This is a genomic window from Halarsenatibacter silvermanii (genome assembly GCF_900103135.1).
Lineage (GTDB): Bacteria > Bacillota > Halanaerobiia > Halanaerobiales > Halarsenatibacteraceae > Halarsenatibacter > Halarsenatibacter silvermanii.
Map to the genome: position 1 here is coordinate 1 of NZ_FNGO01000002.1, position 20,219 is coordinate 20,219.

The window sequence follows — 20,219 nt, forward strand, 5'->3', positions numbered from 1 at the left end:
TTTTGCCATGGTTTTTTGTCCTCCCTTAGACTTAATACTATATTATAGCTGCTACGATGTCCAGCAGCTTAGGGGGAGGACAAATGTCCGCATTTCCGATTTTATAGAATAATCCTTATACTATATCTATTGACCGTCCTACGCCAATATCCTGCAAAAAATATAAACTTTTTTCAGTTTGAGTTTCTGGGATGTTGTGATCAGATGATATAATCCGAAATGAATTAATCTCAGGGAGGGGTAAAATCAGGGCGCTGAAAGTGAAGGACGGTGAGGCAAAAGTGAAAGAGGGTGTCAGGGCTCGAGCCCGAGCCCAATCCGGCCATAAACGAAATTCAGCTGCTCGGTTCACGCTGCGGACCTTTTCAACCGGCCAGCTCATTCATCGTCATCCCGCATAATATCGATAAAGGCGCGGGCCAGCTCGGGATCAAACTGGCTTCCGGCATTTTCCTTTATTTCTTTTAAGGCCTTTTCTTTCTTTACAGCTTTTTTGTAGGGACGGCCTGAGGTCATGACATCATAGGCATCGACGATAGAAATGATCCGGGCCAGGAAAGGAATTTCCTCGCCCTCAAGCCCCCGCGGGTAGCCGCTGCCGTCCCAGTGCTCGTGATGCGAAAGCACTTCTTCAGCTATCACGGCAAATTCATCGGAGGCCGAAGCTATCATATAACCTTTTTCCGGATGTTTTTTGATCTGATACCATTCATTCTCCGTCAGATCACCCGGTTTGGTCAGAATTCGGCCGGGGATGGTCGTCTTGCCGATATCGTGCAGGGTGGCCAGAAGCGCCAGTCTATTCAGCTCGGAATTGGAAACGCCCACTTCTTTTCCCAGCTTTTGAGCCAGCCTTTTTAATCTGAGGGCGTGATCTCTGGTCTCATCGCTCTTAGCACCCAGGGTATCCAGAAGACCCTTGACCAGCCGGTTCTTGCGGCTTTTATTGTTGACCAGCTTATCCTGCAGCATATTGTCATCGGCCTCTTTGATGATATCATTAATATCTTCGTCCGGCTCGGTTTTGGTGGCTATACCCATTCCCAGCGAAAGAGGAAAATCATCCTCCTGTATCTCCTCGCATTTTCTTTCTATCCGCTCATAAATATCATGGGCGATTTTGTTATCAGTCTGAGGCAAAAATAACAAAAATTCATCGCCGCCATAGCGGGCCAGCACATCCTCATCCCTGGTCACGCTCGTCAGAATATCGGCAGCTTTCTGCAGTATTTCATCACCTTTTTTGTGGCCGAAGGTATCATTGATTATCTTCAGCCCGTTCACATCTATCATGATTACGCTGATGGGAAGCTGCCTGGCCGTATCCAGCCTTTCCATCTCCTGGGTTAAAAAGGTGCGGTTATAAAGCCCGGTGAGCTCATCATGAAAGGTTTTGTATTTTAGCTGTCTTTCCCATTTTTTCCTCTCGACTATCGACCGAACAAAAGTGAGTTCGTATTCGTAATCCTTATAACCGATATAACTTCTCATCACCTCAGCCGGAAATCTCTCTCCGCCGCTGGTTTCCAGTTCGACCTCGATAATTTTATCGGCTTTACCTCTTTTCACCCGCTCAAATCTTTCCGCGCGCCTCTTTTCGGGAAAATCAGGATTGATATCGGAAATTTTCCGGCCGGTGAGCTCCTCCCGGCTGTAATCGAGCATCTCGGCCGCCTCCTGATTGACATAATCAAAAACCCCTTCGGGCGAGACCAGGAAAATTCCCACCGGAGCCATATCCAGGGCAAATTGAGATAACTCAAGCTCCTTCTCCTGATTTTTCCTCTCGGTGATATCTATTATCAGAGAGATAACTTCCTCATCATTCAGAGAAGTTATGCGGGCTTCAAACCATTTTTCCCCGGCGGGAGTGGGTATACAGTATTCCAGAGTCTGAATTTCGCAGGTATTTAAAGCCATCTGAATCTTTTCTTTAAATCTCTGCCCTTCCTCTGCCGGAAAAACTTCCTCTATCCTGCGGCCCAAAAGCTCCTCTTTAGGGCTGATCAGCTTATCCTCCTGCGAGGTCATTATATCGAGATATTTTCCCTCGCTGTCATAGTGAATGATGATGTCGGGAATGACCTCCAGAATGGAATTTCTATAATCCAGCGCCTCTTCGAGCCTATCTCTAGCCTCCACCCTCTCGGTTATATCCCTGCCCACGGCCAGAATCTCCTTCAGCTCCCCCTCTTCATCAAAGAAGGCATGCTGACTCCATTCGTGAAATCTCATCCGGCCGTCCGGCATCTTTATGGGATATTCATAGCTATTTTTTTCATTCTCTTGACCCAGTTTGGAAATATTCTTCCGGATTACATCATGATTTTCCTCGGGAAAAATATCCAGCACCCTCTTTCCCACAAGCTCCTCTCTGGATCTGCCGGCCATCTCGCAGTAGGCCCGATTGACGAAGGTGAGGGTGGTATCGGGCTTATATTTGCAGATCATCTCCTGCTGTGTCTCCAAAATTTGTCGGCATTCTTCCAGATTATTGAACGCTTCTGCCATCCCGCACCTCCTAACTTTTATGAAAGTTTATATACAGACGGAGTAAAATTGTCTTCTTCAGCTTTTACTCGCTTTTAATCAAATTAAAATTCCAGGCCAAATTCTATAGCTGCATCGAAGCTTTTAGCGCTGCTGAAAATACCGCGCAGATCGGAAAAGGCCAGATCAGCCTGCATGGGGCCCAGATCAAAACCAGCTCCGGCGCTTAAGGAGACGCTCTCGCGCAGAGAAGAATAATTCGCGCCGGCTCTAAGATCCACCGGATTTAAACGGGTTGTTTCCACGCCGGCCGCCAGCCGGGTATCATTCGGCCCCACATCGTGCCGGGCATGAGCAACCTTGCCCGATACTTCCACATCCTCGCTGGCCTGGTAGGCACCGCCCAGATTGATTATCATCGGCAGACGGTAGGATATGGAACCGGTCTCCTCATCATAATCCAGCTGCTCGCTGATTATTTCTTCATAATCTTCTATAAGATCTTCTGGTTCATCTTGGCCATCTTCAATTTTTTTTGCTACCTCCTCAGCGTCTATATCCATTTCACCATCTATTATGGTGCCGCTGCTGGTCGAAAGCGAGCCGATAACATTTTTAATCGAAAAGCCCAGAGAAAAACGCTCGTTGAATTCACCGTAAACCCCCAGATCGACAGCCGAGCCGCTGGCCGTATCATCGGAATCGGAGTATTTACCCTCAACTTTCACCACATCAGGAGTATTAGGTACGATTAATTTTTCATCAAGATCATTTTCGTCAATATCGGCAATTTCTTCTGTGAAAAAACTCGTCTTATCGACAAATTCCATCTGCCCCTCTGTACTGAACTCTCCTACTGCTCCATCCTTGTACTTGTAGGTGCCGCCGACGGCCAGCCGGTTTACCCGCATTTCGCGATCTTCACCGGAGAAAAATTCAGCCACGCTCTCTCCGGCCCGCTCGGTTATATCATATGAGAGACTGGCACCGTAATCGACGGTGGCACTGTAGCCAAATTCGGTGTCATCAAGGTTCATGGGATCCCATTCTTCTAAATCACCGACCTGTACATTATCGAAGTCCACATCCTCCAGATCCTCCAGAAATCGGAAAACACCGGAGCCCATCTCGCCCGAAGCGCGGGCCTCACCGCCGGCGAACCCGGTTATGGATCCGGAAAATCCGCCTATCGGACCGGCTCTAAATTTAGCTCCCGTGTTCAAATTACCGTAGGCGCTGATCCCTTCTTCGCCCAGCTCCTCTATGATATCCTCAAAATCCTCGTCCACAGCATCCCGCAGATCATCAGAATCGAGATATGTATTGCCGGCTCCCAGAATAAAATCTCCGCGCAGGGAAAAGCTCCCCGTATCAAAGTGAACTCCCGCCGGATTGTTGGGCAGAGCGGTTATGCCTGTATCAATCACTCCCGTTCCGCCCTTACCGATGCTCATGGTGGAATAATCAGCCCGGGCGGTAAAACCTGTCAGAGCCAGGATGACAGCAAGAGACAGCAAAACTAAAAACATCCTGAGAGCCAGAGAAATATTTCCCCGCTTGACTTTCTTTTGTGAATTATTAATAATGACCCCTCCTCTGCTCTATACTCTCAAATTACTGATTTGTTTTTACAGGGAATTTATGTCAGTCATACTTTATTCCTTCCGGTCTGCCGAACCGAACTAAAAACCGCGGGCTATAAGTTTTGCAGCCGGCAGCAGCGATTACCAGGAATAAAGTTCATGTTCGACGAAGACCTCAAAATCAACGCGGCTGTCCTCTTCGCCCTCAAAATCATCGGCCAGCTCTCCCTGATCATCGAGCACATCATCATCGAAGGAAGTATAATGGGTATAAAGTCCCAGCTCGGTGGAGTCGGTCACCATTCTCTCCATGCCCCATTCGAATTTATAATCTTCCATATCATCATCAAGATCGTAAAGCTCCCTGTCGGTATCCCAGCGTTCAAGGAGGAAGTAATGATCGAAATCCAGAATATCATCAGCATCGAGCTGCAGACTCAAAAAGCTAGATTCATAATTGACCAGTCCCTCATCTATTCCCTCTGCTCCCAGCTGCAGCAGTTCAGCGGGATGATCGGTCAAAGTTCCGTCGCTGTAGGGCCAGAGCCCGGCCTCTATCACTCCATAATCCAGATGAAAGGAATATCTATCGCCGTAATCGTAACTGGCTCCCACCTCAATACCGCTGTAATCTTCATCAAAATCATCTATCTCCCCACCGTTCACCGTTATTTCCTCGGCCTCATCATCCTGATCGTAATAGGAAAATCTAAAGTCCAGATTTTCAATTACCTGCCGATAGCGAAAATATGCCTCGATGGATTGAAAGCTGTAACCCTCCATATCGAGATCATTCTCTCCGATCTCCTCATATCCATCAGCCGTCTCATAGTCGGAAACCTCAAAAGCAAAATCAAAGAGATCAACCGTACCGCCCAGGGTGAGATTGACCAGCTGACTTTCATCTATCATATCGTCGGTATCCAGCTCGTTGCTGAAAATATAATCCCAGTCTGCTCCCAGAGTTAAATCCACCTCATCATCGATGGCAAAATCTGTCTGCAGATAGGCATCCCGTTTTATATCAAAAATATGCTCCTCCGGCGAAACATAATCGTCATGCATGGCCGTAAACCTCATGCCGGGAAGGCCGTGCAGATCCTCGTCCAGTTCTATTCTCAGCACATCTCCCTCGGCAAAACCCTCGGTCGTATCGGGAGACCATTCGGTGTAGATGCTGGCTCCCTCGTAAAAATCATGCCTGTGGGCAAAGGTAAGACCATAATCTGTTTCATCGCTAACCGTCTCGGGATGAATTCGGTTGATTATCGTATCTATCTCAAACTTCAAACTGCCTTCGTAATCCTTTTCTTCCTCCTCCAGCTCATCAAGTCTTTCCTGCAGAGATTCAATTCTCTCCTCTATCTCTTCTGTCTCCAGCTCAAAATCTTCTAAAGCCTCGCTTAAATACGCCTCAATACCTTCAGCATCCTCTCTCAGACCGGCCAGATCCTCTTCAAATTCTTCAATAAACCCCTGAACTATGTAGGTCACTTCCTCAGCCTCTTCATCGGCCAGACCCTCCAGATCAGCCTCCATCTCCTCGGCTATTACCTCTTCAGCCAGACCAACAACTTCCTCCAGCTGTGCCCGAGAAAGCTCTTCGGCAGCTTCCATCTGCTCCATAACTTCCTGCAGACTGTCTTCTATCGTCGCCAAAAGACCGTCTATTATAACAGCCATCTCGTATCGATCAATGGTCTCCTCGCCTCTGTATTCGCCCTCCGGATAACCTTCAATGATGCCCAGCTCCAGCAGCTGAGTTACAGCCTGATAGGCCCAGTGATCCTCCTCCAAATCCTCCAGCTCCAGAGTTTCCTCCAGATCTGCATTCTCACCCTCAATATCATCTTCATTCTCTTCGGCTAAAATTTCGGTCGAAGCGGCGTTAAATGCCAGCGTAAAAATAAGTATGAATGCTATGATCGGCAGTATTTTCGACAGCTTGAATTTCATTTTATTCTCCTCCTGTGGTCTTGTCCTCTATCAATATTTCCTGACTGTCTCACCTGATTTTCTGTACTGTCTGCATTTTACGAATTTATTTATAACATATTGACCTTAATTACTTATTCTGCATTCGGCCGAAAGATTCCTTCCCGAACAGAGCGGTATTATACGGAGGGGGTCGGTAGGTTGAAAGTTGAACCTACCGACCCCCTCCTATTATCCTCTGCTATTACCGCGATCAATTCCGCCAACCAATCCCGAGCGCATCCGCGCCCCGCACCCTAAAAACGCGGAAAGGCCCCCGGCGCCGGGCCAATCGCTCTCCCGGCGGCCGGGGGCCTCCCGATCCGCTCTCTATTGGGACGGGGCCAGAGGATCGGACCCCATTGTGTTTTAGCTATTTAGCCGTTCCTTACCAGCTGTAGAGCTCGTGCTCGAGCCATACCTCAGTCTCAAGACGACTGTCTTCATCGCCATCAAATTCATCACCAACTATAGTACCATCATAACCGCCGTCTTCATCCAGCACATCTTCGTCATACATATAGTACCAGGTGTAGAATCCGAGCTCAGTGTCCTCGCTCAGGCTTCTCTCCATGCCGTGCTCGATGTAGTAATCCTCCTGATCGCTGAGAGCAGGATCGTCGCCTTGCCAGACTTCTGCATCGGTGTCCCAGTACTCAACCAAGAAGTAATGATCGAACCCGATCACGTCGTCAACGTCAACCTGAAATTGTACTGTCTGAGCTCCGTCCGATCCAATAGCATCAGGGTCAGCTTGCTGCAACATAGGAACTGTACCAGTGTAATCATGCCTGTGGTCGGTGGGCGTAGTGTCGCTGTATGCCCAGGAGCCAGCTTCGATGTTGGCGTAATCCAGATGGAAGGCATAGCGGGTATCCTCTAAGTCGTAGGATGCCCCTACTTCAAATGCATCATAGGTTTCATCATACAATTCTGTACCGGCTTCAACTACTTCCTCATCGTATGCATAGTAGGCTCCTCTTAAGTCCAGATTCTCAACAACATCTTCTACCTCAAAACTGGCCTCATAAGCGAGGAATTCCCATTCATCGTCATTATCTGATTCTAATCCATCATCTTCAAACACCACATCATCATCTGCCGTTACCTGTGCTCCGTCGCCGGCTTCGTAATCTACAACGTTAACGCCGTAGTCGAACATCTCGATCGAGCCCTCGAGACCGAGGTGGGCGGCCTTGCCGTCATCGTCCAGGAGCGCGTCCCTCTCGTTGTCGAAGAGGTAATCTACGTCGAGGCCCAGCGTCAGGTCGAGCTCCTCGGCGGCGTCGAATGTAGCCTCCAAGTGGCCCTCCCTAGCCTGATCGAAAACGTGCTCTCCGTAGGTAGTGAGATCGTCGTGGAAGGTCCTGAACTCGACGCCCGGTATGCCGTGCAGCTCCTCGCCGTAGGTGAGGTCCAGCACGTCGCCCTCGGACCAGGAGTCGGAGTCGTCGGGAGTCCATTCAACATACGCCTCGAAACCGTCCCTGATGTAGTGGGTGTGGTCGAAGGTGAGCGCGTAGTCGGTGCCGACGTTGACTGTCTCGGGCGAGAGCCTCTGTGCTATCGTGTCGATCTCCATGGTCAGAGCGCCCTCGTACGGCACGTCCTCCTCCTCGAGCTCTTCGACTCTTGCTTCAAAATTGGCCAACCATTTCCCTCGTCTTTCCGCGGACTCTAACTCCACTGTTTTGCCGGGGCTTTCGGCACTTTTCAAAAACAACCTCTGAAAAGGTTTCAAGCAAAAGTTCAAGACAAACCTGCCGGGACAAAGTTTTTCCAAAGAAAAATCACAGGAGAGACAATTCAAAGTAAAATCGACATGAATCGTAGCACAAACAAGCGTCGCAGCCCCAAAAGCGTGCAAAACAAAGGACTGCAATCACATTCTCCCTTCAATCCAGAAGACTTTCAACTTCGTCGGCATAGCCGTACCTGCGGAAGTACTCGACCAGAGCCGCCTCGACGATCTGGCGCTGGGAGACATTTCTGGCGGAGCTAAACTCCTCGATCAGTACGGACATCTTCCGGGACATGTAGATCGATTTGGTCAGAGAGTTCCCCGGAACCGCGTAGTGCGGAACCCTGCCTTGAGCTTTCTCCCGCTCCAAAAGATCCACCAGCTCCTCCCTGTGCTCAGCCAGTTCCCTGAGAAGCGGTAGATGTTCTAAAAGCTCTGAAGTCCCGGCACTCCCTTCGGCTTTGACCTCTTCCTTTTCTTCCAGGGACCCTGATCCTTTTTCCTCGCCGGTTCTCGCATCAGAATCTTCCGGCCTGTAGTTTCTGGCCTTTTCATCCCAGATGTAACCGCGCGATTCCATGAACTCCGGGATCTGCCTGTGATCGTCAAAGCCAACACTTCTGGCAATCTGCTTGGGCGGATGACCGGCCTCGAGCATGGCGATGATCAGATACTCCTTCGAGCCCGCCCCCTCCGGCACCGGCAGCCCACCGCGATCGATGCCCTTCGGGACGTACTCTCCTTCCGGCCTCTCGAAACCTTTCCGGCGGAGGAAAGTGTCCAGAGATTTCTTCGAGGCGTAGCCCTCTTTTTCGGCGACCTCACCTGCCGACATTCCCGATTTGAGCGCGGCCAGGATTCTGACCACTTTCCTGCTAAATTCGACTTCTTCTTCCGACATTGCCTTCCCTCCTCCCTAGATTGTCTCGACAGCTTTTTTCATCTCTTCCATCTCGCTGTGAAGGTAGATTGAGGTGGTGGCGATCTCCTCATGACCCAGCTGCTCCTTGATCGTGTAGATGTCCACACCCTGTTCCCTCATCCTCATGGCCGTGCTGTGGCGGATGCAGTGGGCGGTGATCTGCTTGTTTTCGATCCCGGCCTTCCGCACCGCCCGCTTCAGCCTGCGGTTGTAGTAGCTCTGGGAGAGCCCGCCGGAGAGAGGAGAGATGAAGACTCTCTCCGTACCCATCTCGGGCCTGGTTCCTTCGATGTAAGCAGCAAGCTCCTCCGCCAGCCGGGTGTTCATCGGCAGCCTCCTGTCCTTGTTGCCCTTGCCCTTCCTGATCTTGATCTCCCTGTTCTTGAAGTCCAGATCCCCAAGCTCCAGGCTCAGACACTCCCCGATCCGGGCGCCGGTGTTGTAGAGGAAGATCGTAACCTGCCGGATGAGCGGGTTGCCCATGGCCTCCAAAACCCCACCCATCTCCCGGTCGGTGAGGTAATCCCTCTGCTTCGATCTGGTTTTGGCAAGCCTCATCCCGCCGGTCAGTTCGCCCGTGATCCCTCGGGCGGATGTGTGCTCGAAAAATCCCCTCAGAATGTAGAGTATCTTGTTGCGATAGACCGGGGAGATGCCATCCCGGTCAAGGTGAGAGAAATAGTCTTCGACCGTGCCCTCCGCAAGCTCTTCAGCGTAGACCGGGCCGTTGAATTCGCCCTCGACCCAGAGCCGGAACCTTTTTAGCTCGTTTCCATAATCGCCGGTGGTCTTCTCCGAGTAGTTTCTTCCCTCCAGATCATCAAGGTACTCGCCAATGACGTCCTGCAGAAGCATGCAAGAACCCCCTTTCTTGAATTCCCGGAAACCACAAGAAGTTCTCCGGGCTTCCGCTTCCATAGGTATGATATCCGCTTGACCCTTCGGAAAAAACCCCCTTTGACCAAAAGTGGCGGCATCACCGGCACCGGCGGCAAGAACTTTCCGCCCTTTCCGCAATTTTCGCTCTGCTCTTCCCAGTTTGGCTACAGCGGCTGCTGTGGTTTCAGAGAAATTTTCTTGAAGCCAACTGAGCCAGTGCAGCCAGTCTCGGAAGAGATGTCGGTAACAGCTGGTGGGAAAAAGCGTGAGCTTTGGCCGCCAGCGACGCCGGTGCCGCCGTCCTGGGTAGGTGGGTGGGGAAACGCCCCGCGGTAGGAGAGAAGTCTCAGCCGCCGCGGGGCGGATCGCCGTCAGCTCCGGTCCCTGGTCGGGTAGAGCTTCTCGCTTTCGTCCCCGACCTTCTCCATGTCGTCCAAAAAGCCATCCTCTTCGCCATCCTGCTCCTGGGGGTCGTCACCGAAGTCCAGCTCGAACCTGTCCCCCGATCCCGAGCTCTCTTTGTCCTCTGCTTTTCTTTGCTCCTCCTCGTTGCGGAACGTCAGGATTTTTCCGTCGCTGCCCTTCCTGATGCTGTAGGTGATGCCGGCGTCCTCAAGGTTGCTTTTAACCTCCTTCAGCCTCTTGGAGAGCACGTTGGCAGCGCCGGGCCAGAGGTGGTCGTTGGTGTCGATCCTGTTTTCGGCGGCAGCCTTCTCCATCTCCTTCAGCATCTCCGAAACCATCCCGCTCTCTTCTTCTTGGCCCTCCATCAGTTTTCTCACGGCGGCGGCCACGGGGTGGGAGGAGACCACGGCCTCGTTGGTCTCGGACTGGTTTTCGCGGTAGGCGGCAAGGAACTCGTCCCCGCCCAGGCCCAGGGCCTCCGCCGCGGCGTAGCCCCAGCGGGCGAAGTCGGCCATCCTCCCCAGCTCCCCGGGCTCTACCTCGTGGTAGAGCTCCATGGCCCCGGAGAGAGCGGTGAGGGCGCCGCCGACGATGGTCGGCCTGGCCTTTTCGAACTCCTCCCAGAGTTTGGACTCCTCCCGGAACTCGCCGTCGCCGAGCCGCTCCAGCTCGAAGATAAGCGACCTGTCCAAAAGATCCGGCTCCGTCGTCACCATGTTGATCCCGTTCAAGGCCACGCAGCGCTGGAACTCGATCACCTTGTCGTCGGCGTCGGTGTAGAGCTTCCTCAGGCTGATGGCGCCGCCGGTGGAGGCCTGGCAGAGCAGGTTGCTCTTGCTCTTCGAGAGCTTCTCCATGTTGTCGAAGGAGGTGAGGTAGTTGTTGGTGAGCGCCACCACCAGGTCCCTGCGCCCGTTGGGCATGGTTAAAAGCTCCTGCCCCGCGGGGTCTACCACCTTCCGGGTCACCCTGAGCAGCGTGCTCTTGGCCGAGCCCTTGGCCCCGTGTAGGACCAGCACCGGGTGCGGTATCCCCGGCACCAGGCAGGTGACCAGGTAGACCTGGTAGAGCAGCCTGTCGTCCTCATCCTGGAGGTTGACGAAGTCCAGCACCCGGGAGAGGTCGCCCGGGAACTCCGGCTCGGCCTGCTCCTCCATGGTTCCGCTCCTGACGAAGACGGCCGGCGGCCTCTCGTCGATCTCCGGCCCGTCGGGCGTGATTTTGACTGCCTTCCAGTCCTCGTCGCCGAGGTCGTAGTAGAAGGAGCCGTCCCCGGCTTCGGCGACGCGGCGGCAGAAGCTGCGCTCCTCTGCGCCGAACTCCGCCTGGGACTCCAGCACCTGCACCGCCTGCCTCTGGGCTTTTTTGCCGGGCGAGGACCTCTCCTCGTCGTAGTACATCTTGACCAGCCATTTTCCGAAGCGCTCCCCGTCGACCCTCAGCACCTCGCGGTGGCCCTCGATCTCTACCACGGCGTAGGTGTCTCCGACCTCGTCCTGGTAGATCTCGGCGCCGGAGGCCAGGCGGATCAGCTTGTCGGCCTGCTTCTCTTCCCCTTCCTCGGCCGGGATGTCAGGTCCGCTCTCGAACCCGACCTCTTCCTTCAGGGACTCCCAGTCCTCTTCCGAGCAACTGTCGTGGTGGCAACCGGCGGCTATCGCCCCGCTCTCGAACCTCACGATGTAGGCGGAGTTGTCGGTGTGGGAGCTATCCCAGGGGCACTCCGACAGGACGAACTTCTCCCCGCCGTTCCAGGGGGCGCTTTTGGCCACCTCCAGGCCGTGCTCGTCGATCCACTCCTCGATCTCGAACCCGCCCCCGGACCGGCGGTTTTTCGGCTTCCCGCCGCCGTCCGGGAGTATCTCCGCGATCCCTTCCAGCTCTTCGCGGGAGAGAACGCCGGGCTTTTCCGGCGCCTCTATCAGGCCCGATCTCCGGTGCGGCCTCTCCTCCGTGCTGTCGCCCTTGGGGTTCAGGGTGCCATAGAGCCTGGTGAGGTGGGCTGCACCGGCTGTCGAGCTGTCAACCTTAACCTCCCCTGTGGAGAACCTGAGGTCCAGCGCCCCGAGCGCCTTCTTGACCAGCTCCTTTGTGGCGGAATCACAGGGCAGGTCCACCCGGTAGAGCAGGTGGGCGCCGTTGCCGCTCGTGGCCAGCGCCGGGCTGGGCCAGCCCTCTCCCCCCAGCGTTTCGGCCATTTCCCGCGCCCTCTCCAGGGCCTTTTCGCGCTCCCCGTCGGTGGCCGAGATCCCCGATGGCCTCACGGGATCGAGGTCTACCAGAAGCCACTTCCTCCGCTCGATGTCGCCCGAGGACGTGGTGCTCTGGGCGTGGTGTTCCAGCCTGTTCTCCGCCCGGGCCAGAAGCTCCCCGGCGACCGGGTTGAGCGTCAGGTAGATCGGGTGCTCCCCGTCGTAATCCCCCACCGCCCGAGCCAGCGCCCGGGGATCGTCGAAGTAGCCGGAGACAGTTCCCAGCTTGCCGGCGTTCGGTATCCTGACCTCTACAACCTCTTCTTTGTCCTTCAGGTAGCGCACTGCTCTAACGACCTCTCCTGCATCGTAACCCTCTGCTTCGATCTTTTCCATCTTTAACCATCTCCTTTCTATTGGTTTTGTGGTGCCCCGCGGTGTGACCCGCGGGGCTTTTTACTTTACTGAATTCCGCTGCCGCTCCGGGCGTCTTCGTCGTCATCCTCCCGCTTCTTGACACTGACCACCTTGTTGTACTTCTCTCCGTTCCTCTTCTCGTCGATCTCGATGATGACCCTGACTTTAGTGCCTTCGAGGTCGTCCAGGTCCAGGTCTTCCCCCTCTTCGGGCATCTCCCCGAGCCCCTTGAGGACCGAGCGCAGCTTGGATCTTGGACGGAAGTTTTCCGAAGGATAGTCCATCACTGTCCCCGAGTTGCCGTTTTTGTCCGAAAGTTCGTACTCCATGTCCAAAGCGTCCCTCTTGCCCGAGTCGTGGAAATCGCTGGGATATTCGCTCTTCTTCACGCTGACCAACTCTCCAGTGTAGACTCCTGGCGGCAGGATGCCATCGTCCGACTTCGGTCTTCTGATGGTTCTTGACATGTTAGATCGCCTCCAGTTTGAGTTTTTTGGTTTCGCTCCTCTCCCCCCTTCTCCCGCGAGTGGCGGCACCGGCGTCGCCGGCGGCAGAGAACACTTTTCTTTCTTCTCTCCCCGCAGCCACCGGAGCCGGCGCAGCCAGTCTGGGAGGGCCGGGTGGGAAAGGGCAACGCTTCGCCGGCTTTTTAACGGCCCCCTGCCGGCGCGGCGCTTTCTCCAGCGCCCTCGGGGCCGCCCCCGTTTATCTTCCGGGGGTTTGGTCTGTATTCCGCTTTCAAGGTCCTTTGCCAAGTCAGCCTGTCCCGTCTCTGACTTGTCACTATCTATTCTAAATTATCCCGAGCGAAAAGTATACGACATCGCCCCCGCACCGATGTCGTAGCCCGGAACGCCGGCAGGAACGCCCTCAGCCAGTTCTTAGCTCGCCAAGCGACCCGGGAGAACAGCGGCCGGGCGGGCTCTTCTTGCCCTGCCAAGAGAGGATTACCCGGTGCGACACGGACCCCGGGCCAATGTCGCAAAAAATCCCCCTCAAACAGAAAAAAGCCCCGGCGGTTGCCCGCCGGGGCCGGAAATCCCTGAACTTTTATGTAGATTTCGGACGTTCTAAGACTTCAAGTAATCTTCGTTGACCTCTTTCAGACGTTCTACGAGGGCAAGAAGTTCTCCCCTCTCGGGGGGGTCCCCCGATTTTTCCGGTAAACTTTTCGCAATCTTTTTAAAATCCCCACCTTGCTTCAGGGAAAATCCAAATCTCTCTTCAAACTCCTCCAGTAACTCGCTCAAGTCGCCTCTTTTGTTTTCGCGGTAATCCAAGTTCCTCGATGGACCCAATATATATGGTCCAAGTTTCAACTTTAAAGGATCCCTGCGATTTTTGGAACGGTGGTGTCTCACACGCTTTGCCGTGATGCCGCCGATCCAACTGACCTTCTCCACCAGTTTTTCCGGATCGGAGTCCGGGTCCAGGCTCTGGAAAAGCTGACCTTGGAGCTCCTCCCTGAACTTTTCCGCCTCAAAGCTCATTTTTGCTTTTAACTTCTCTTTTTCATGCTTTTTTTCGTCTATCTCTCGCGAAAGCTTCTCCTCCCTTTCCCTGCTAATATCCTCCCGGTTCCTTTCATGCATTTTCTCCTCAATTTCCTTGCGAAGCTTCCTCAGCTTTTCTCTTCTCTCCTCGTGTTTCTTAGGAGAACAGACATGGTCGGCTGCCGCCAGTAGCCTCTTCACGTCCTCCTTCTGGACCTCGGAGAGCTCGTAATTCCCAGCATCATTCTTGAGACTTTCGCGGTCGATGCCGGCATCAATCAGTCGCCTATTCAGCTGCCGCTCCTTCCTCCTTATGTATTTTCTCTCTTCAAGGGGGGCGAGCTCCTCGTGGTCGAAGGGGGAGTCAAGCCCCTGGTCAACCAGCCAGCCCTCAAAATTATCTTTGTCGCTCTCTTCCTCCAGCTGCTGGATCTTCTTTATGAGCTGTTCCATTCTCAGCTCCTTAATCGCTTCCCTCAACGAGTACATCCTCTCTTCCTTTTCTGGCAAACTCTGACACCTCCCCAATCCCACAAGATGGTAGTCTCCTGTTGAATATTGTATCACATTTGATACATCGGGGAAAGGTCCCCGAACACCACGGATGGCGGCATCGCCTGCACCAGCGGCAAGAGCCGGGAAAACCACAAGGGTTGGCCGCCACCGTCGCCAGTGCCACCACTCTGACAAGTGCGGTGGAATGCTCCCCTCAAGCCCCGCGTGTGGCTGCAGGGGCGGCGCCGGTTGCAGGCAGGTTGGAAATGCCAGAGCCGGTGAGAAAAGAAAAACGCAAAAACTCCTCTTCGATCCGAAGCCAAAAAAAAAAGCAGGGGGGAACCCCTGCGAGACGGATCCTCCCCAAGGCGGGAAGTAATCTTCACTCCGGTCTCTCCGCCTTCACGTCGGAGATGTCGCTCCCGCACTCGGGGCAAACCCAGTCCTCCCCTGTCCCATCGGCCGAGAAGCTTTCCGCTCCGCACTGCGGGCAGGCTTTCTTCAGCATCGGATCCCTCCTCTTTGGTGTGATCTATTTGAACTTCTCCGGTATTTTAGCCCAAATCTCGTCGAAGGAAATGTCGTGCTCCTCAGAAACCTTCTCCGCCGCCTCGAAGGTGGTAAGCCCCAGGATCAGGATCAGCTTGACCACCAGGTACACGAGCTCGGGGTGCTTCACCATTTAGACACCCCCTCTCCAGCGCTCTGAGATCTCCCTCAAGCATCTCTTCGGTGCTGCGCCTCAGGTTCTCCTCCGCCGCCAGCAGAAGCTTCTCTTCCTTAAGGAACTCCCCAGCGGCGGCGCTCACACGTGCTCTCCCCTCTCGAGCTTCTCCCTAAGTTTAGAGATGGGCAGGGGATCGAAGAACCTGTCGCGCTCTACCCCCAGCCCCAGAGCGCCCGAAGCCTTTTCCAGCTCCGCCAGGGAGAACGTGCCGTACTCCAGGAACTGGCCGTCTACAAGCCCCAGGAAGATCTCCCTCTCGGGGTCGAACGCCGTGGCGTACCACGACCAGCCGCTCGTGGGGTGGAAGAACTTTGCCAGCGCTTTGGGATCGTCTTCTTCCCGAATTTCCTCAGGAGTCGGCAGCCTTTCTCTCATCTCACCCGTCAGGAGCTGCAATCTCTCCCACCTCCCTAAGTCTTCCCCTGTTCTCCGCCAGCCAGTCCTCGTCGAGCAGGTCCGGCGGCGGGCAGAAGGCCAATAGTTCGCCGGGCGTTTCCAGGTCGCCCTGGCCCGGGTAGCAGGGGCTAGTCTGGGCGCAGCTCAAGACGAACCTGCTCTTTACCACCTGCAGCGTCTGTCTTTCCGGCCTTGCGATTAGCGCGTAATCTGTATCCTCCCTGGGTCTGTAGCCTCCGTCTGCAGGTTCCCAGCCTCCATAGAGCCTGGGACCTTTGCCTATCCGGCAGCCCGAGTGTGCCTCCTTGGAGCAGCTTTTCGCGTGCTCAACCCAGGCTAAGTCGATGCGGTCCTCGGTCCAGAGCCAGGGGACGTACCTTTTGTGGATCACGCCGGTTCTGAACCCGCTCTTCAAGTCTTTTCCCATTCACATCAGCTCCTTTTTTTACATGCAAAAATCCCCAGCCGCTAAAAGTTGGGCTGAGGTTTGCTTGAAGTCCTTTTGCGTTTTCTCTTTCCTCTGAGGATCCCTGTTTTGCCTCCTCTCTCGGTAATATTCCGGATCTCTCAAGTCCTGCAGTCTCGCGTGTATCTGGCCCGAAGTTCAGAAGGGCACATCGCCCGGGGCTTCTTCCCCCAGGCTCTTAGCGTCCAAAAGGGCCCTCTCCTCAAGCCAGCTCTCGGTTTTCTCATCCGGCGCGTCGCCGGTGAGGAAGACGGTGAGGCAGTTGTCGTTGTCGACAACGTAGGCCAGGCGGAAGAATTTCTTTCCCCCGTAGGATTCGTGTTCCTCGACAAATTCGGCGGAGTTCTCCGAGAGCCTTCTCCCCGGGTCCAATCCCAGCTCCCCGGTCACAAGGCAGCCACCGGAGTCGAAGTCCTCGCCCGTCAGCAGCGCCATCGGGCCCCCCGTCCCCCACCAGAGGTCGAAGTCCTCAAGGTTTTCTTCGCCGCCGTGGGTCTCGTGCATGCTCTCGAGCAGGCCGCGCATCTGGCTTAGCATCTCCCCGGGCAGGTCCTCCTTCTCTTCCAGCTCTTCCAGATCCCCGATCGTTCTGATCCATTTCATTTCCCCTTCACCTCCCGTTGGTTTCCCGCAAAAACGCAGAAAAGGCCCGACCGCTCTGACCGCAGTCTGAAAGCTGCGGAAAGCGGTCGGGCCTCTGTGTTGCACGCTTTGGTCTTTCTCTTCGGTTCCACAATTCTCCCCCACGGACGGCGGCACCGGCGTAGATGGCGGCAGGAGCTCCGCTTTTTCTCTACCGAGCGTGGCTGCACTGGCTCAGTTTGCTGCACGAACAATTTTCTGCAGGCGGAGCAGCCGCTGCAGCCAATGCAACCACACTGGGGAGAGAGGAGAAAAGGGTAGGATTGCAGAAAGAAGGGCGAGAGTCCCTGCAGCCGGTGCAGCCGATGCCGCCACTCTCGGTGCTGGGGGAAAGCCTTCGTGCAGCGTCCCCCGGGCTTTGCCGCCGGTGCCGGCGCTTTCGCCATGCTGGGCGGAAGGAGGAGCTCAGCTCCTGAGCCCTTTGAGCGCCTCCTCCAGATCGGCGTCGGCCACGTGCGTGTAGATCATGGTAGAGGATAGCCTGGCGTGGCCCAGCGCCTTCTGGACCATGCGCACGTTGCCCGTCTCGTTCAGGAGATCGGTGGCGAAGGTGTGCCTCAGGGTGTGCGGCGTCACCCGCTTCTCGATCCCGGCCTTCTCCGCGTACCTCTTCACCATCTCCTGGGCGTAGCGGTTGTCGAGCGGGTTGCCCAGCGCGCCGCCGGACATGGCCGTGAAGGCGTGCTCTAGCTCCCTCCCGGCCTCCTCTGTCTGCCGCTGGCGCCAGGAGCGGAGGGCATCCAGCGCGCCGTCGCCGCACCAGAGCATCCTGTCCTTGCCGCCCTTGCCCTCCCGCACTTCGATCCTGCCGGTCCTCAGGTCGACTCTTTTCCACTTAAGCCCCGTAGTCTCCGAGAGCCTGAGCCCGGCGCCCAGCATGAGCCTTAAAAGCGCCAGGTTCCTCTCGCCCGTGGGCCAGCGGGGGTTCGGCTGCTCCAGGAGTGCCTCCTGCTCCTCCCCCGTGAGCACGTTCGGCAGCTTCTTCGGTCTGATCTCGCATCACCTCCGGAACCTCGTTTTTCTGGGCTTTCGCCCCAGAGCTCGCTTTTCTTGGCTTTTCCGAGCGCATCTTCGTACCTTCTGTCCTTACGGGCGCGTACCCGCCAATCCCGAGCGCATCCGCGCCCCGGCCCCTAAAAACGCGGAAAGGCCCCCGGCGCCGGGCACAACGCTCTCCCGGCGGCCGGGGGCCTACCGATCCGCTCTCTATCCGAACGAGGCCAGAGTATCGGGCCCCATTGTGTCTTCAGCTAATTAGCCGTTCCTTACCAGCTGTAGAGCTCGTGCTCGAGATAGAGCTCAAAGTCTATTACACTGTCTTCCTCGGCATTAGGAGCAGCCGCAAGATCAAATTCACCTTCGTCATCAAGTATATCCTCATCGTACTGATAACTCCAAAGAGTCATTTCGAGTACCGTGTCCTCACCGATGTCCCTCTCAGCAAACCATTCTAGAAGCATGTCATCAGTGCTGTCACCTGTAGGTGACACGTCACCATCGGTGTCCCAGTACTCGACCAGGAAGGTGTGATCAAAACCGGCAATGTCCTCCACGCCGAGCTCGCCGTATATCTTCTCGGCGCCATCGCCGTCAACATAACCGTCCTGCAGGGCGCCGTAAGGATGGTCGGTGGGAGTCTCGTCGGAAAACGCCCAGAAACCGGCCTCTACGTTGGCATAGCCTAATCCGACGTCGAACCTGGTGTCCTCTATGTCGTAGGCCAGGTTAGCCTCGAAACCGTCGTAATCTTCGTCATAATCACCATCATGTTCATCATCATAAGCGTAATAGGCAACGTCGAAGTCGAAGTTCTCCACTACGTCTTCAACGCCGACATTTACCTCGTAGGCCAAGAAGTCATACTCATCTTCATCTAAGAGAAATTCGCTGCTATCTTCAGCGCCCTCTCCGTCGACGACGTCGACGCCGTAGTCAACAATGTCTACAGAACCCTCAAGTCCGAGGTGGGCCATGCGGCCGTACTGCTCGTCGTGGAGTCCATCATCCAGTTCGTTCTGGAAGACGTAGTCCACGTCGAGACCCAGCGACACGTCTAGCTCGTCGGCGGCGTCCAGGGTGGCCTCGAGATGGGCGTCCCTGTGCAGGTCGAGCACCTGCGCGCCGTAGGATTCTATGCTGTCGTGGAATGCCCTGAACTGTACTCCGGGTATCCCGTGCAGCTCCTCGCTGAAGGTGAGGTCCAGCACGTCGCCCTCGGCGAAGCCAGTGTGGTCCGTGCTATCGGGAGTCCACTCTACGTACGCCTCGAAACCGTCGGTGATATAGTGAGTATGGTCGAAGGTGAGCGTGAAGTCGGTCCCTTGACTGGTGGTCTCGGGAGAGAGCCTCTGAACTATAGTATCGAGCTCCATGGTCAGAGCGCCCTCGTACTGCTCGTCCTCCTCCTCGAGCTCTTCGACTCTTGCTTCTAAGCTGTCAAGAGTCTCATAGATGCCTTCGGTTTCGGCCCAAAGAGCATCGGTTTCAGTTTCCAGAGTATATTCGAGTGCGCCGATCTCTGCTTCCATCTCGTCGAGCTCTTCTTCAAATTCAGCAGTCAGAGCGGCAACTATTTCAGTTACCTCTTCAGCCTGCTGTTCGGTGAGCCCTTCGTCTGCAGCGGGCATCTCTTCGGCGATCATTTCCTGTACTATTTCAGTGACGTCTGCTGCCTGAGCGGCGGTAAGGCCGTCTTCGAGATCAGCAACGTCTGCTTCCAGAGCTGCGATATCTTCGTTGATGTTATCCAGAGCTCTGCCAACCATCATTGCCATTTCGTAACGGGTCATGGTCTGTTCGCCTTTGAACTCGCCATCCGGATAACCTTCTACGACACCGGCGGCAACTAACTGTTCAACTGCTTCATATGCCCAGTGATCTTCGTCTACATCTTCCATCTGGGCCTGAACTGCAGGAGCAGCTACTGCCAGTACCAGTACCAGAGCAATTGCTACTGTTAACTTTCTCATTAATTAAATCCCCCTTGATTCGATTAAATTAGTCTTTTATTAGATTTGATCGTTTGAATGTATTCTACCCGGCTGCTCATCTACCAGTTGGGGAAGGCTGGAGATGAGTTTCCTCGTTTCCTCATCGCATACTTCCCCTGCTTCTAAGCGAGCAGCCTAATAGAACCTATCATCTCAGTTACCTCCGCAGCTTCGGGGGTTCACCTCCTTTCCGCCGCAGTTTAGGTTTGAGATGATAAGAATTTTGTCATTGTCATACTGCACCCACTGGCACAGTTCGAACAAATTATCCTTCTCGCTCGCAAATTATGTAGCTACCTTTTCAAGCTCTACACTATTAGTATTATAGCATCGCTGAATAATTCCTGCAACTCCGCTCAAATTTATCCTATTTTTCGGAATTTACCGAATCTATTTTTCCATTCAGA

Annotated in this window: 17 protein-coding genes; all 17 read right to left on the reverse strand. The window is 54.7% G+C overall.

What is annotated here, in order from left to right:
- Window positions 1–378: 378 nt before the first annotated feature.
- On the reverse strand, window positions 379–2,511 hold the full coding sequence (locus BLT15_RS00990; protein WP_089757796.1) for a PAS domain S-box protein: 2,133 nt from the start codon (window positions 2,509–2,511) through the stop codon (window positions 379–381).
- 83 nt (window positions 2,512–2,594) lie between these two features.
- On the reverse strand, window positions 2,595–4,007 hold the full coding sequence (locus BLT15_RS00995; protein WP_159429750.1) for a DUF5723 family protein: 1,413 nt from the start codon (window positions 4,005–4,007) through the stop codon (window positions 2,595–2,597).
- Window positions 4,008–4,214: 207 nt separating this feature from the next.
- Window positions 4,215–6,029, reverse strand: a complete 1,815-nt coding sequence (locus BLT15_RS01000; protein ID WP_089757800.1) for an S-layer homology domain-containing protein — start codon at window positions 6,027–6,029, stop codon at window positions 4,215–4,217.
- Window positions 6,030–6,435: 406 nt separating this feature from the next.
- The gene (locus BLT15_RS01005) at window positions 6,436–7,698 is read right to left on the reverse strand and encodes a hypothetical protein (protein WP_143422985.1); all 1,263 of its coding nucleotides are present in this window, start codon (window positions 7,696–7,698) and stop codon (window positions 6,436–6,438) included.
- 244 nt (window positions 7,699–7,942) lie between these two features.
- Entirely contained in the window at window positions 7,943–8,689 is a 747-nt protein-coding gene (locus BLT15_RS01010; protein ID WP_089757804.1) for a hypothetical protein, read from the reverse strand.
- A 15-nt stretch (window positions 8,690–8,704) separates the two neighbouring features.
- Entirely contained in the window at window positions 8,705–9,565 is an 861-nt protein-coding gene (locus BLT15_RS01015; protein WP_159429751.1) for a tyrosine-type recombinase/integrase, read from the reverse strand.
- Between the two features lie 395 nt (window positions 9,566–9,960).
- Window positions 9,961–12,582, reverse strand: a complete 2,622-nt coding sequence (locus tag BLT15_RS13395; RefSeq protein WP_200769661.1) for a hypothetical protein — start codon at window positions 12,580–12,582, stop codon at window positions 9,961–9,963.
- A gap of 65 nt (window positions 12,583–12,647) precedes the next feature.
- Window positions 12,648–13,070, reverse strand: coding sequence for a hypothetical protein (locus BLT15_RS01025; protein ID WP_089757807.1), 423 nt, complete (start codon window positions 13,068–13,070; stop codon window positions 12,648–12,650).
- A 603-nt stretch (window positions 13,071–13,673) separates the two neighbouring features.
- Entirely contained in the window at window positions 13,674–14,606 is a 933-nt protein-coding gene (locus tag BLT15_RS01030) for a hypothetical protein (RefSeq protein ID WP_089757809.1), read from the reverse strand.
- Window positions 14,607–14,973: 367 nt separating this feature from the next.
- Window positions 14,974–15,099, reverse strand: coding sequence for a hypothetical protein (locus tag BLT15_RS13600; RefSeq protein ID WP_268762208.1), 126 nt, complete (start codon window positions 15,097–15,099; stop codon window positions 14,974–14,976).
- A gap of 24 nt (window positions 15,100–15,123) precedes the next feature.
- Window positions 15,124–15,273 carry a hypothetical protein gene (locus BLT15_RS13160; protein ID WP_159429752.1) on the reverse strand — a complete coding sequence of 50 codons (150 nt, stop codon included), beginning with the start codon at window positions 15,271–15,273 and terminating at the stop codon, window positions 15,124–15,126.
- A 123-nt stretch (window positions 15,274–15,396) separates the two neighbouring features.
- Window positions 15,397–15,693, reverse strand: coding sequence for a DUF2958 domain-containing protein (locus BLT15_RS01040; protein WP_089758084.1), 297 nt, complete (start codon window positions 15,691–15,693; stop codon window positions 15,397–15,399).
- Window position 15,694: 1 nt separating this feature from the next.
- Window positions 15,695–16,141, reverse strand: a complete 447-nt coding sequence (locus BLT15_RS01045) for a hypothetical protein (RefSeq protein ID WP_089757812.1) — start codon at window positions 16,139–16,141, stop codon at window positions 15,695–15,697.
- Between the two features lie 177 nt (window positions 16,142–16,318).
- Complete coding sequence (locus BLT15_RS01050) at window positions 16,319–16,783, reverse strand: hypothetical protein (RefSeq protein WP_089757813.1); 465 nt, start codon at window positions 16,781–16,783, stop codon at window positions 16,319–16,321.
- A gap of 444 nt (window positions 16,784–17,227) precedes the next feature.
- Window positions 17,228–17,761: a tyrosine-type recombinase/integrase gene (locus BLT15_RS01060; RefSeq protein ID WP_234985461.1), complete on the reverse strand. Its 534-nt coding sequence runs from the start codon at window positions 17,759–17,761 to the stop codon at window positions 17,228–17,230.
- The gene (locus tag BLT15_RS13480) at window positions 17,658–17,891 is read right to left on the reverse strand and encodes a hypothetical protein (RefSeq protein ID WP_234985465.1); all 234 of its coding nucleotides are present in this window, start codon (window positions 17,889–17,891) and stop codon (window positions 17,658–17,660) included. The genes BLT15_RS01060 and BLT15_RS13480 overlap by 104 nt, the downstream gene beginning before the upstream one ends.
- A 196-nt stretch (window positions 17,892–18,087) precedes the next feature.
- Window positions 18,088–19,791, reverse strand: coding sequence for an S-layer homology domain-containing protein (locus BLT15_RS01065; RefSeq protein WP_089757819.1), 1,704 nt, complete (start codon window positions 19,789–19,791; stop codon window positions 18,088–18,090).
- Window positions 19,792–20,219: the final 428 nt, after the last annotated feature.